This window comes from Kribbella lupini (genome assembly GCF_039529595.1).
Classification (GTDB): domain Bacteria; phylum Actinomycetota; class Actinomycetes; order Propionibacteriales; family Kribbellaceae; genus Kribbella; species Kribbella lupini.
This window is the reverse complement of record NZ_BAAANC010000001.1, coordinates 1,301,143-1,314,042: the sequence shown is the minus strand read 5'-3', so window position 1 is coordinate 1,314,042 and position 12,900 is coordinate 1,301,143. Positions and strand designations below refer to the sequence as shown.

General features: G+C 70.1%; 13 protein-coding genes. 4 read left to right on the top strand and 9 right to left on the bottom strand.

The features are described from left to right. Nucleotides 1–44: 44 nt before the first annotated feature. The gene (locus tag ABD235_RS05965; RefSeq protein WP_344170614.1) at nucleotides 45–1,217 is read right to left on the bottom strand and encodes a class I SAM-dependent RNA methyltransferase; all 1,173 of its coding nucleotides are present in this window, start codon (nucleotides 1,215–1,217) and stop codon (nucleotides 45–47) included. Beyond that, nucleotides 1,214–3,244 (bottom strand): APC family permease, encoded by a 2,031-nt coding sequence (locus ABD235_RS05960; protein ID WP_344170611.1) that lies wholly within the window; start codon nucleotides 3,242–3,244, stop codon nucleotides 1,214–1,216. Before ABD235_RS05960 ends, ABD235_RS05965 begins: the two co-directional genes overlap by 4 nt. 94 nt (nucleotides 3,245–3,338) lie before the next feature. Here ABD235_RS05960 and ABD235_RS05955 point away from each other — a divergent pair, with 94 nt between their 5' ends. Together ABD235_RS05955 and ABD235_RS05950 are read left to right on the top strand one after the other, a co-directional pair. Then, nucleotides 3,339–4,001, top strand: a complete 663-nt coding sequence (locus ABD235_RS05955; protein ID WP_344170608.1) for a potassium channel family protein — start codon at nucleotides 3,339–3,341, stop codon at nucleotides 3,999–4,001. Further along, nucleotides 4,001–4,669 carry a potassium channel family protein gene (locus ABD235_RS05950; protein ID WP_077016494.1) on the top strand — a complete coding sequence of 223 codons (669 nt, stop codon included), beginning with the start codon at nucleotides 4,001–4,003 and terminating at the stop codon, nucleotides 4,667–4,669. Before ABD235_RS05955 ends, ABD235_RS05950 begins: the two co-directional genes overlap by 1 nt. Before the next feature lie 37 nt (nucleotides 4,670–4,706). Here ABD235_RS05950 and ABD235_RS05945 read toward each other — a convergent pair whose 3' ends face one another. The 6 genes from ABD235_RS05945 to ABD235_RS05920 form a co-directional block, all read right to left on the bottom strand. After that, complete coding sequence (locus ABD235_RS05945) at nucleotides 4,707–8,270, bottom strand: S8 family peptidase (protein ID WP_344170603.1); 3,564 nt, start codon at nucleotides 8,268–8,270, stop codon at nucleotides 4,707–4,709. 150 nt (nucleotides 8,271–8,420) lie between these two features. Beyond that, nucleotides 8,421–9,275 carry a DUF3159 domain-containing protein gene (locus ABD235_RS05940; RefSeq protein ID WP_344170600.1) on the bottom strand — a complete coding sequence of 285 codons (855 nt, stop codon included), beginning with the start codon at nucleotides 9,273–9,275 and terminating at the stop codon, nucleotides 8,421–8,423. Then, the gene (locus tag ABD235_RS05935; protein ID WP_344170597.1) at nucleotides 9,268–9,657 is read right to left on the bottom strand and encodes an OB-fold nucleic acid binding domain-containing protein; all 390 of its coding nucleotides are present in this window, start codon (nucleotides 9,655–9,657) and stop codon (nucleotides 9,268–9,270) included. Before ABD235_RS05935 ends, ABD235_RS05940 begins: the two co-directional genes overlap by 8 nt. 54 nt (nucleotides 9,658–9,711) lie before the next feature. Then, the gene (locus ABD235_RS05930) at nucleotides 9,712–10,404 is read right to left on the bottom strand and encodes a DUF3710 domain-containing protein (RefSeq protein ID WP_344170594.1); all 693 of its coding nucleotides are present in this window, start codon (nucleotides 10,402–10,404) and stop codon (nucleotides 9,712–9,714) included. 95 nt (nucleotides 10,405–10,499) lie between these two features. Continuing rightward, entirely contained in the window at nucleotides 10,500–10,952 is a 453-nt protein-coding gene (gene dut, locus ABD235_RS05925) for a dUTP diphosphatase (protein ID WP_344170592.1), read from the bottom strand. Next, a complete protein-coding gene (locus ABD235_RS05920; RefSeq protein ID WP_344170590.1) occupies nucleotides 10,949–11,506 on the bottom strand; it encodes a PaaI family thioesterase in 558 nt (185 codons plus the stop codon). Before ABD235_RS05920 ends, dut begins: the two co-directional genes overlap by 4 nt. 52 nt (nucleotides 11,507–11,558) lie before the next feature. On the opposite strand from ABD235_RS05920, the gene ABD235_RS05915 reads away from it, so the two are divergent. After that, nucleotides 11,559–12,014, top strand: coding sequence for a DUF3093 domain-containing protein (locus tag ABD235_RS05915; RefSeq protein ID WP_344170587.1), 456 nt, complete (start codon nucleotides 11,559–11,561; stop codon nucleotides 12,012–12,014). A gap of 28 nt (nucleotides 12,015–12,042) precedes the next feature. Further along, nucleotides 12,043–12,354: a DUF4235 domain-containing protein gene (locus ABD235_RS05910; protein WP_344170584.1), complete on the top strand. Its 312-nt coding sequence runs from the start codon at nucleotides 12,043–12,045 to the stop codon at nucleotides 12,352–12,354. Nucleotides 12,355–12,438: 84 nt separating this feature from the next. Here the strand turns inward: ABD235_RS05910 and ABD235_RS05905 are convergent, their stop codons facing one another. Continuing rightward, on the bottom strand, nucleotides 12,439–12,738 hold the full coding sequence (locus ABD235_RS05905; protein ID WP_012921380.1) for a DUF4193 domain-containing protein: 300 nt from the start codon (nucleotides 12,736–12,738) through the stop codon (nucleotides 12,439–12,441). Between the last annotated feature and the right edge of the window lie 162 nt (nucleotides 12,739–12,900).

The following is a 12,900-nucleotide window of genomic DNA, read 5'->3' as shown; positions in this document are numbered from 1 at the left end:
ACATCGAGGCACCAGCGCAGAACGGTACCTGAGCCGCCCGGTAACTAACCAGTCACAGGTTCCAGCACGGCCACGCACTCTATGTGATGGGTCATCCCGAACAGGTCGAACGCCCGCAGCGAGCTGACGCCGTACCCGAGCTCGGTGAACGTCTTCAGATCCCGCGCCAGCGCCGCCGGATCGCACGCGACGTAGGCCACCTTCCGCGGCGACAGCCCGGCGATCCGCCGTACGACGTGCTTGCCGGCGCCGGTCCGCGGCGGGTCCAGTACGACGAGGTCGACCTGCGACAGCCCTTGACGCACCGCGCCGTTCAGGACCTTGTCAACGTCGCCCTGCTCCAGCGTGACGCCGGTCAGGTCGTGCAGGTTGCGCCGGGCGTTCTTGACCGCGGCCTTGTCCCCCTCGACCGCCAGCACCGCGCACCCGGCCTCGGCCAGGAACGCCGCGAACAGCCCGACCCCGGAGTACAGGTCCAGCGCGGTCTCACCCGCTGCGGGCTCCAGGCCGGCCAGTACGGCGTCGACAAGCGTCGAAGCCGCCGCCGGGTGCACCTGCCAGAACCCGTCGGCCTCCACCCGGAACCGCCGGTCCCGGACGACCTCGACGACCCGGCCGCCGCTGTCGGAGTCGGTGATCACGGCCTGCTTGCCTTCCGACGACACCACCGCCTGCACCGACTCGGTCCCCGGCCAGCGCTGGTCCAGCACGGACGGCGTCGCAGGATGAGCGATCAGGCACTCGTCGACCGGGACCAGGTCGTGCGACCGGTGCACCCGCATCCCCGGCCGCCCGTCGGGCCCCACGGCGTACCGCATCCTGGTCCGCCAGCCGAGCCCGTCGTCACCGGGCGACTCCATCACCACGGTCCGCTCGATCCCGCCGATCCGCCGCAGCGTGTCGGAGACCACGGTCGCCTTCAGCCGCCGCTGCTCGACGATGTTCGCGTGCTGGAAGTCGCAGCCGCCGCAGCGCCCCGGCCCGGCGTACGGGCAGGGCGGCTCGATCCGGTGCGGCGACGGTGTGAGCACCTGTACGACGTCGGCGCGCAGGTACTTGTTGGTCCGCTCGGTCACCCGCGCGTGCACCAGCTCCCCGGGAAGCCCGTGCCGGACGAAGACCACCTGGCCCTCGTACCGCGCGACGCAGTGCCCGCCGTGCGCCACCGGACCGATCTCCAGCTCCAGTACCGTCCCGACGATGTCCTCGTCCCTCACCGATCTCCTGACGTCTTGCGGGCGCCCCGGCGTACTTGTCCGGCCACCCGCTCCACCCGGTCCTGTCGTTCCTGGGCCGCCTCGGACGAGATCAGCTGGTACGGAACCGACGTCACCATCACACCAGGTGTGAACAAGAGGCGCCCCTTGAGCCGCAGCGCGCTCTGGTTGTGCAGGATGTGCTCCCACCAGTGACCGACGACGTACTCGGGGATGTAGACCATCACCACGTCGCGCGGCGACTGCCGCCGGATGTCGCGGACGTACTGCAGGATCGGCCGGGTGATTTCCCGGTACGGCGACGCCAGGCGCTTCAGCGGGACCGGGATGTTGTGCCGTTCCCACTCGGCCTGCAGCGTCTCCGACTCCTCGCGGTCGACGTCGACCGTGACCGCCTCGAGCATGTAGGGCCGGGCCGCCTTCGCGAACGCCAGCGCCCGCAGGGTCGGCTTGTGCAGCTTGGAGACCAGCACGATCGCGTGCACCCGCGACGGCAGCATCAGCTGCTCGTCACCCTCGACGGCCATCTCGCGCCCGACCGTGTCGTAGTGCCGCCGGATGCCCTTCATCAGCAGGAACAGCACGCCCATCGCGATGATCGCGATGTAGGCGCCGTGGGTGAACTTGGTGATCAGGACGATCACCAGCACGATCCCGGTGAGCGTCAGGCCGATCGTGTTGATCACCCGCGACCGCATCATCTGGGCCCGCCGGCCGGAGTCGGTCTCGGTCCGCAGCAGCCGGGTCCAGTGCCGGACCATGCCGGTCTGGCTGATCGTGAACGAGACGAACACGCCGACGATGTAGAGCTGGATCAGCCGGGTCACCTCGGCGTCGAAGGCGATGATCAGGAAGATCGCGAACGCGGCCAGGATGATGATGCCGTTGCTGAACGCCAGCCGGTCGCCGCGGGTGTGCAGCTGCTTGGGCAGGTAGCTGTCCCGGGCCAGGATCGAGCCGAGCACCGGGAAGCCGTTGAAGGCGGTGTTCGCGGCCAGCACCAGGATGACGCCGGTGGCCGCGGCGACCAGGTAGAAGCCGGGGCTGAAGTGGTCGAAGATGCCCTTGGCCAGCTGCCCGATCACCGGGTCCTGGTGGTAGCCCGGGCCGAGCGGTACGCCGTTGTCCAGCAACTGGGTGGCCGGGTCCTCGGCGAACCGCACCTTCATCACGTTGGCCAGCGTGACCACGCTGATCACCATCGCGATCGAGATCGTGCCGAGCAGCAGCAACGTGGTCGCCGCGTTCTTGCTCTTCGGCTTCTTGAACGCCGGTACGCCGTTGCTGATCGCCTCGACGCCGGTCAGCGCCGCGCAGCCCGACGAGAACGCCCGCAGCACCAGGAAGCCCATCGCCAGTCCCCCGGCGCCGGTCGCGAACTGGCCCTCCGGGGCGATGTCGAACGTCGCGGTCGCCGCGTCCGGCAGGTTGCCGAACAGCAGCCGCCCGAAGCCCCAGGCGGCCATCCCGAGGATGGTCACCATGAACACGTACGTCGGCACCGCGAACGCCGTACCGGACTCGCGGACGCCGCGCAGGTTCATCGTGGACAGGAACAGCACCGCGATCACCGCGGCGGTCGCCTGGTGACCTTCCAGCGCCGGTATCGCCGAAGCGGCGTACTGGGCGGCCGACGAGATCGACACCGCGACGGTCAGCACGTAGTCGACCATCAGCGCGCTGGCCACGGTCAGGCCCGCGGTCGGCCCGAGGTTCACGTTCGCGACCTCGTAGTCACCGCCGCCGGACGGGTAGGCGTGCACATTCTGCCGGTACGACGCGACCACCACCAGCATCACCAGCGCGACGACGATCGCGACCTTCCACGAGAAGGTCAGCGCGGTCAGCCCGGCCAGGGACAGGGTCAGGAAGATCTCGTCCGGGGCGTAGGCCACCGACGACAGAGCGTCACTGGCGAAGACGGGCAGCGCGATCCGCTTCGGCAGCAACGTCTCGCCGAGCTGGGTGCTGCGAAGTTTGCGGCCGATCAGCAGTCGCTTGCCGATGTCGCCGAGAGCGGGGGTCACACGGAGGATGTTAGAGGGAGCCCCGGGCCGGTGTAGCGTCTACACCGCCGAATGGATGCCAGCGGCCCCCCGCGGGGCAGGGAGTGATCACGGAGTGCACGTCGTCATCATGGGCTGCGGACGCGTCGGGTCGACGCTCGCCCGGACCCTGGAGAAGCGCAGCCACACAGTGGCGATCATCGACCAGTCTGCCGACTCGTTCCGTCGGCTGAGCCCGAACTTCTCCGGCCGCACGATCACCGGGATGGGATTCGACCGTGAGGTGCTGATCGAGGCCGGGATCGAGGACGCCGAGGCGTTCGCGGCGGTCTCGAACGGCGACAACTCCAACATCCTGGCCGCGCGCGTCGCCCGGGAGAACTTCGGGATCGAGAACGTCGTCGCCCGGATCTACGACCCCGGGCGCGCCGAGGTCTACCAGCGGCTCGGCATCCCGACCGTCGGCACGGTGAAGTGGACGGTGGACCAGATGGTCCGCCGGCTGCTGCCGAGCGGGTCGGAGCCCGAGTGGCGCGACCCGTCGGCGACCATCCGGCTGGCCGAGGTGCACGTGAACTCCGGCTGGGTCGGGCGCGCCGCGTTCGACATCGAGAAGGCCACCGGCGCCCGGGTCGCGTTCCTGACCCGGCTCGGCGAGGGTCTGCTGCCCAAGGCGGACACCGTCATCCAGGAGGGTGACCTGGTGCACGTCGTGATGCTGGAGACCGACGCCGCGGCGATCGAGTCCCAGCTCGGCGCCAAGCCTGAGGAGCTGTGATGCGGGTAGCCATCGCCGGGGCGGGGAACGTCGGCCGCTCGATCGCCGGCGAACTGCTGGAGAACGGGCACGAGGTGCTGCTGATCGACAAGGATCCGCGGGCGATCAAGGCCGAGTCGGTGCCGCGCGCCGAGTGGCTGCTGGCCGACGCGTGCGAGCTGTCGTCGCTGGAGGAGGCCGCGCTGCAGCGCTGCCAGGTGGCGATCGCGAGCACCGGTGACGACAAGGTCAACCTGGTCGTCTCGCTGCTGGCCAAGACCGAGTTCGGCGTACCGCGCACTGTTGCCCGGGTCAACCACCCGCGCAACGAGTGGATGTTCAACGAGGCGTGGGGCGTGGACGTCTCGGTGTCGACGCCGCGGATCATGTCGGCGCTGGTCGAGGAAGCGGTCTCGGTCGGCGACCTGGTCCGGCTGTTCACCTTCCGCCAGGGCGACGCGAACCTGGTCGAGCTGACGCTGCCGGAGGACTCCCCCATGATCGGCCTGCGCGTCGGCGACATCGATTGGCCGACCGACACGGCGCTGGTCACGATCATCCGCGAAGGCCGCGTCCTGCGACCGGACCCGGAAGGCACGCTGGAGCTGAACGACGAACTGCTGTTCGTCGCGGCGGACGAGACCGAGGAACAGCTCGAGGACATGCTGTCCCCGCACCACCGGAAGTGAGCGGGTGGGGAAGGCACCGCCTTCCCCACCCGCTGTCTTACTTCAGACCGAATGCGCGATCGATGCGCTGGTCGATCGAGGCGCCCGACCCCTCAGCCCGCGTGCGCAGGCTGACGAAGCTGGCACCTCGCGGCGCGTCCAGCCGAGCGGTCCACCCCGACTTGTCCTGGCGCAGCGATGCCGACCGCCAGGTCTTGCCGTCGTCGTATGAGACCTCCAGCGTCGGCTTGCGGATGCCCGCAGTGGCGTTGGTCTCCGACCAGCGAGGCGTGACCGTCAGCTCGTTCCGGCCGATGGTGTAGTCCAGCTGGATCAACGACAGCACCGTGTCGGTCGCCGACGACGTGAAGCCCCACTCCGTCCGCGTAGCCGTCGAGTACGGGTGCGGGTACGTGCCGCGCGTGTTGTCCGCGACCAGCTTGTACGGCAACCGCTCCGCCTTCAGCCCGCTCACGGTCAGCTGGTCACGCGCCTCCTGCGCGACCAACGTGCTGCCCTGGTAGAGGCTCAGCTGCTGAGTGATGTCCCAGTTGCCGAACGCCGTACCGACGTGGTCACCGCCGTCACCCCATCCAGGCGACACGGCCGCCAGCTGCTCACCGGAACGCACCGGCGACAGTCCCTTGGCCATCCGGGGCCGCTGCACCGGGCCGAACCACTGCAGTTCACTCCGGCTCGCACCCGAGTAGCTCCGCCACCCCGGCTCCGTCTGCTGCACCTCGCGAGAGATCTCGGCCTTCGCCTGGTACGGCACACCAGCCGTCACCCAGTCCGTCCGATCGCCCTGCACCGCGGTGCCGGAGGTGTTCATCGCCGACTCCCAGTCGGTGTTCCAGACGTCGTACCGGTTCTCCAGCCCGCGCCCCGGACGGAAGTTGCGGTAGGCAACATCGATCCGGGCCAGCTCGCGGGCACCCGGCCGGTACGACGGCGCGCTCGGCACGTGATCCCAGTAGTGCGACAGGTCGTACTGGTAGTCCAGCGTCGGGTTCGACGTCACCGTCAACGTCCGGCGTCCCTTGCCGAGCTGCGCGATCAGCTGCTCGCCCTCGTCGTGCGTCAGCGTCGCGATCGTGATCGGCGGCGGGTTCGGTGCCCAGATCGAGTCCGTCCAGGGTTCCAGCTTGCCCGGCCCGTCGTTGACGACGACCAGCAGCTTGGCCCCGGCCGCGACGGCCGCCGCGGCCTGCTGCTCGACCGACCCGTTGTTCCGTACGACGACCGCCTTGCCGCGGTGACTCCCGTTCCGGTCGGCCAGTCCCTGCTCGACGAAGACCGCGTCGAGCTGCTGACGACCGCGAGGCAACGGCTGCGCTGCCCGGCGTACCAGCAGGTCGCTGTACCCGTCGACCGTCAGTGCGGGCTGCTCCAACCGCCAGCGCGCACCGGCCACGAAGTCCCCGTCCGTCACCTTGCCGGTCGGCAGTACCCACACGCTGTCGTACGCCGGGCTCGGCCAGCGCGACGACCCGACCGAGAAGTCCCGCCCGAAGTCGCGGTACACGTTCGCCCGCACCTCGCCCAGGGTGGTCGACTGCGGCGCCGTGGCAGTCAACTGCCGCGCCTTGCGCGCGTCGTACGTCGCGGTCATGTCCTTGTCGAGGTGGATGTCGACCAGCGTCAGTACGGCGAGCCCCTTGCTGCTCGGCCCGTTGGCGCCTTCCACATCGGTGGTCAGCCAGGTCGTGTAGTCGCCCGGCGGCAGCCTCAGCTCAGCACCCTCTTCACCGACGACGAACTGCCCGTAGCTCCCCCGGCCGATCAGAATCGCGTCACCACTCAGCGGACGACCGCTGCGGTCCTTGGCGTTCAGAGTGAGCTGGTACCGCTCCCCCTCGCGCCCGACACCGATCACCGTGCTCAGCTGGACGCCCGCACCGGTAGCAACCAGCCGGCCCGACAACTGCTTGTCGACCGGTACGGCGTTCACCGCCACGGTCACCTTGACCTCAGCGGTGCCGTGCGCGGGCACCGTCACCTTCGGGCTCGACAACGCGAACAGCCCGGCCGGTGCGTCGGCGACCTCGGTCGACAGGTTCAGCCCGACCGCCTGGTCACCGTCGTTGGTGTAGGTGACGGTCCGGTCGACGGACTCGTTCGGCTGCACCGGCCACGGGTGGAAGCCCGAGTAGACCGACGCGGTGGCGCGCACCTTCGACTTGCTGGCCGCTGCGACGTCCAGCCGGCCGCTGCCGCCCTGGTACGGGATGTACTCCGGGGTCGGCTTGGCGCTGCTGACGATGGCGTCCTTCAGCTGCTGGCCGGTCCAGTCCGGGTGCTGCGCCGCGAGTAGCGCGACGGCACCGGCGACGTGCGGCGTCGCCATCGACGTACCGCTCATCAGCTGGTAGTACCCGCTGCCTTCGGCGGCGTACTGCGAACGGGCGGCGAGGATGTCGACGCCCGGCGCGGTGATGTCCGGCTTGAGGCCGCCGTCGCCGACCCGCGGTCCCCAGCTGGAGAACTCCGCGAGCTTGTCGGCGCCGTCGACCGCACCGACGGTCAGCGCCGCGTCGGCGATGCCCGGCGCGGCGGCGGTGTAGTAGCCCGGTCCGGCGTTGCCCGCGGCGACGGTGAACAGCGCACCGGTCTCGGCGGACAGCTCGTTCAGCGACTGGCTGATCGGGTCGGTGCCGTCGGTCGGGCCTCCGCCGAGGCTCATGCTGATGACCTTGGCGTGCTGCTCACGGGCGGCCCACTCCATGCCGGCGATGATCCAGGACTCCTGGCCGCTGCCCGCGTTGTCGAGCACCTTGCCGATGTGCAGCCGTGCACCCGGCGCCACACCTCGCTCGGCGCCGCCGGAGGCCTCACCGGTCCCGGCGATCGTCGACGCGACATGCGTGCCGTGGCCCTGCCGGTCGGTGACGTCCAGCTCCGGCACGAAGCTGGTGGAGGCCACCACCCGGTCGTCCAGGTCGGGGTGCTGCAGGTCGACACCGGTGTCCAGTACGGCGACGTCGACGCCCTCGCCGGTGTTGCCGCCGCGCCAGACCTCGGGCGCTCCGACCTGCGCGACGCTGTCGGCCAGGTCGGCCTTGAACTTGCCGTCCAGCCACACCTTCTCGATGCCGCCCGCAAAGGCGGTCGACCGCGCGGCCTGGGAGGTCAGCGACTGCCAGAAGGCCGCCGGTTGGTCGGTGGAGAGCGCAGCGCCCTGGATGCTGCTGAGGGTCTGCTGCTTGCGAGCACCGGACGGTACCCGCTGGCTGCGCGACCGGGTGGCGGCGTCGGTGTAGGTGACGATCAGCGGGAGTTCGTCGCCGTACCCGTCGGCCAGCAGCCGGGTGACGTTGAACAGGTTCTCGTCGAGCAGCTTGGCGGCCAGGAAGCGGGCGGCCGAGCGCGGGTAGACGTAGGTGTCCTTGCCGTCCACGTGCACGTCGTGGTCGGCCAGCCGGCCGTCCGGACCGGTGACGCGGTAGTTCTGCTTGCCGTCGGCGGCGACGGTCACCTCGACCTTGTCACCCGTGATGAGGGTGACGGTCCGAGGAGTCGTGCCGGGTGCTGCGATCGGCAGCGTGGGGGCGGGTGACGCGGTGGCGGAACCACCGGTCAGGGTCGCGGCGACGGTCAGCGCCGCCGCGAGGACGGCGGTCACCGCCCGAGCGCGACCAGGGCGTGGAGTCACAGGTGCCTCACAGGGTTTCTACGGACAAAGTCGCGAAATCCTAGGCACCGCGATCACGCGCGGTCGCGGAAAAGCGCTGTCACATAGAGGACACGTCCGCTACATGACAGCGCCGGACAACTACTTCTTCTTACCGCCACCCAGCAGGTGGGTGATGTGGTCGCGCGCCTCGTCCCACTTGTCCGCCGGCAACGAGCCCCGCAGTACGGCGTACGCGAGCCACAGCGCGAGGGCGTAGAACGGCAGGCCGAGGCCGACCTTCGCGATGCCCAGCGCGTTCAGGCTGCCGGCCAGGTACAGCGGCACCTGGACGATGAGCCGGATCGCGAACAGTGCGACGAACACCCAGGTGGCCCGGCTGAACCCGCGCAGCATCGCGGGATCGCGCCGCCACGCCGTACCGGTTTGGGTGATCAGGCCGTACAGCAGGCCGAACAGCGGCCAGCGGATCAGCACGGTGATCAGGTAGAGCAGGCCGTAGCCGACGTTGGTCAGCAGGCCGGGCAGGTAGACGTCCTCCGCGTTGCCGCTGCGGTTGGCCACCCAGGCCGAGATCAGGACGCCGACGAAGCCACCGAGCACGTTGCGCAGCGGCTGCTTGCGGACCAGCCGCAGCACGGCGACGGCCGCACCGCAGGCGATCGCGACGATCAGCGCGAGCTTCAGGTCGTGGTCGGTGACGCCGTACACGATCAGGAACGCGATCCACGGCAGCCCGATGTCGAGCAGCGCGCCCCAGCCGCCGAGCGCCTGGAAGAAGTCCTTGTCGGTCGTCCTCGGCCGGTCCGTGGTCGTGCCGTCCGGCTTGTCGTCGGTCAGCTCGGCCTCGGCCGCCTCGAGCTCGGGCCTGAGGATCTCGACCAGTTCTTCGTCGGTCGGGTGCTTCGGCGAGTGGTTCGTCTCGCCACCCAGGTCCGGGGCGATGTGGCCGTCCAGGTCCCGCTCGGAGTCCTGACCGGCCCGCGGCTCAGCCATGCGCGGCCGTCGGACGCAGCTCGTAGCGCGGGTTGAACATCACCCGGTCGCCGTCGACCACTCCGATCCGCCCGGACGCGATCAGCTCCGAGCCTGGGTGGATGCCGGCGATCTTGCGCCGGCCGAGCCAGACCAGCTTCACCGTCCCGGTGCCGTCGTACAACTCGCCCTCCAGGGCCGGGACACCGCCGCGCGGGCTGAACGTGATGGTGCGCAGCGTCCCGTACAGCGTCACCATCTCCCGGTCGTGACAACCGGTGATCGACCGCGCGCCACAGTCGTGCGCGAAGTCCTTGAGTACCTCGGCGTCCTGCTCGTCCTGGTCGCCGGCCAGGCCGCGGAAGGCACGTCGCCACATCCCTGCGGGTTTGTCGCTCCCCATGGGATCAGTGTAATCCGCGCGCGAACGCGCTGAACCGGAATCCGGACACGGGGATCAGGCCTCTTCCTCGGCGGCCGGCTGGGCGCCCGCGGGCAGCTTCAGCGCCAGCGACTCGCGCGGCGCCATCGGCTCCGACCCGCGGACCACGACGACGTTGCGGAAGGCCTGCTCCATCGGCGGCGCCGCGTCCGGCTCGACCGCCGCGCGACCGAGGATGGTGCCGCGCAGCAGCCAGCGCGGACCGTCGACACCGATCACCCGCGAGGTCTGGCTGAAGATCTGGCCCTCGGGGTCCTGGACCGGTACGACGAGCACGAGCTCGGTGCCGAACGGCCCCTCGGTCTCCGACGCCGTACCGCCCATCTTGGTGGCCTCGCCGGCGATCTCGCGGCGGACCTCGTCCCAGATGCCGGCCGTCTTCGGCGCGGCGAACGCGCGCAGCTCCAGCGCCGAGTCCTCCAGCACCAGCAGGATCGCCTGGACGTCGCCGCTCTGCTCGTCGACCTGCAGCCGCAGCTCCATCCCCGGCAGGCCGGTGATCACCAGCGCGCCGAGGTCGATCCGGTCCTCGGCCTCCAGCGTCTCCGGGTCCACCTCGGTGACGTCGAACGGACCGCCCGCGGTGTCCTGGCCGGCCTCGGTGGCCGCGGACCCCTCGGTGCCGGCGTCCTCGACGCCCGACGTCTCCTCGACGGCGTCCACGGTGTCCGGGGCGTCCTCGTTCTTGGCCTTGCGGCGGAAGATCACTGCTCTTGCCTACTTCCTCGATCGTCAGTCTTCTGGGGGCGGCACAAACCCCGCCGTAGTCTCCCGTACCCGCAGGTCAGCGGGCGGCAACCTGATCAGCGTGTCACATCACCGAAACCGCCCGTCGAGCCGTGTCCCCCGGTACCGCGCGCGGAGCCCGGCAGGGTGGTCACCTCGACGAACCGGGCCTTCTCGACCCGCTGGACCACCAGCTGCGCGATCCGGTCGCCACGGCGCAGCGTGACCTCGGCGTGCGGGTCGTGGTTGACCAGGCACACCTTGATCTCGCCGCGGTAGCCCGCGTCCACCGTGCCCGGTGCGTTGACGATCGATACCCCGTGCTTCGCGGCCAGCCCGGACCGCGGGTGCACGAACGCGGCGTACCCGTCCTGCAGGGCGATCGCGATCCCGGTCCCGACCAGCTGCCGCTCCCCCGGCTTCAGCGTCACGTCGTGCGAGGCGACCAGGTCGGCCCCGGCGTCACCAGGATGCGCGTACGACGGGAGCGGCAGCTCCGGGTCGAGCCGCTGGATCAGTACCTCGGTCATGGGTTCACCTCGTAGTCGTGGACCTGCTCGGTCGTCATGTCCGTCCCGTGCTCGACGAAATGCTCAGGTGGGACCACCACGAACACCGCACTCGCCCGGAGAGCCACGTTGCCTTCCGGTCCGCCCAGCCGGCCGACCGCCTTCGCGTACATCCGCCGCCCGGCGAAGCCCAGGCACCGGGCGGTCAGGTAGAGCGTCGTACCGACCGGCACCGGCCGGATGTAGTCCGTCTCGAGCCGCCCGGTCACCATCGGCCGCCGCAGCAGCCAGGACAGACCGCCCAGCGTCTCGTCGAGCGCCAGCGCCAGTACGCCGCCGTGCGCCAGACCAGGTGCGCCCTGGTGGTCAGCGGTGACCGTGAACTCGCCGGTGATGCTCACCTCGGGCCCAGCGGTCGACACCAGCCGCAGACCGGTCGGGTGCGACGGTCCGCAGGCCACGCAGTTCTCGTAGTGCGACGGCAGGACCGTGCCGGGAGCAGGCGCCTCCGGGTGACGCTCCGGCGGTTCCAGCTCACGCTGCGGGGTCGCGGAGCGGGTCGGGGGCTCGATCACGAGAGGCGACCCTACCGACGTCACCTGTTGAGCCACATGCCAGGCTGGTGGTGTGACGAACTATCGGGAGCGGTTGAGCGTGCCGGTGCGCTGGTGGATCATCGCCGCCCTGCTCGTCCTGACGATCTGGCTGATCGTCGCGGTCCCCGCCGGACAGGCGGCCGGCCTGGTCGCCGGCGGAGTCGTGGCGGTCCTGCTGACCGCCCTCTTCATCCGGTACGGCGGTGCGCTGGTCGAGGTGGACGCCGAGCGGCTCCGCGCCGGCCGCGCCTCGATCGAGCGCGAGTACCTCGGCAAGGTCGAGCCCCTGACCGGTGAGGCCGTCCGGACCGCGTTCGGCCGCGACTGCGACCCGGCGGCGTACCTGGTGCTACGCAGCTACGTGCACGGCGCGGTCCGGGTGGAGATCACCGACCCGCACGACCCGGCGCCGTACTGGCTGATCGCCACGCGCAACCCCGAGCGGCTCGCAGCGGCGCTGACGGAGAACAGCGTGGCAAGATCCTGAGGTAACGGGATCGGCTAAGGAGGCAGTGGTGATCGGAGCCAAGATCGGCTGGAAGCTGGTGCTGGCGGTCTTCACGATGGTGGTCGGACTGGTCGCCAACAAGGCGGTCACCACGGCCTGGAAGATCGGGGCCGGCGGGAAGCCACCGAAGGGCAGCACCGAAGCCGGCTACGTCGAGGTGGTCAGCTGGGCGGTCGCCAGCGGCGCGGCCGCGGCGGTGGCCAAGCGGTTCGCCGAGCAGCGGGCGGCGCAGTACTGGCTGAAGTCCACCGGCCACCTGCCGCCGGGCTTCGAGACCGAAGCCGTCAAGGGCGCGGCCAAGGACGTCGTGAAGGCCTAGAACGCACCAAGGGACCGGCCCCCGGAAGGGGGACGGTCCCGATTGGTACGGATCAGCCGAGCAGGGCGGCCGCGCTGCTGTGTGTCAGGCAGCGCAGTCGCGGCAGATCAGCTGGCCGTTCTTGCTGTTCGCGAGCTGGCTGCGGTGGTGGACCAGGAAGCAGCTCGAACAGGTGAACTCGTCGGCCTGGCGCGGGAGAACCCGTACCGCCAGCTCCTCGTGGCTCAGGTCGGCGCCGGGCAGCTCGAAGCTCTCGGCCGCCTCGGCCTCGTCCTCGTCGACCTTGCCGGAGTTCTTGTCGTGACGGCGAGTCTTCAGCTCTTCGATCGACTCCTCGCTGGAGTCCTCGTCCGTCTTGCGCGGGGCGTCGTAGTCAGTCGCCATGGTGTTTCCCTGCCCTCTTCGTACCCGTGGTGTTGCCTGCTGAGCCCTGGAACGGATAACGCGCCCGAGAAATTCCGCCCGGAATCCTCTGGTCCCCCGAAACCCTTGACAGACAGGCTGGGACCGGACTCGCTTCCGCTCCCGAGGCAGGGATTGTGCCCT

Coding starts and splice junctions, on each gene's coding strand:
- ABD235_RS05950 (WP_077016494.1), top strand. CDS start 4,001: ATGCGGGTAGCCATCGCCGGGGCGGGGAACGTCGGCCGCTCGATCGCC.
- ABD235_RS05940 (WP_344170600.1), bottom strand. CDS start 9,275: ATGGCTGAGCCGCGGGCCGGTCAGGACTCCGAGCGGGACCTGGACGGC.
- ABD235_RS05935 (WP_344170597.1), bottom strand. CDS start 9,657: ATGGGGAGCGACAAACCCGCAGGGATGTGGCGACGTGCCTTCCGCGGC.
- dut (WP_344170592.1), bottom strand. CDS start 10,952: ATGACCGAGGTACTGATCCAGCGGCTCGACCCGGAGCTGCCGCTCCCG.
- ABD235_RS05905 (WP_012921380.1), bottom strand. CDS start 12,738: ATGGCGACTGACTACGACGCCCCGCGCAAGACGGACGAGGACTCCAGC.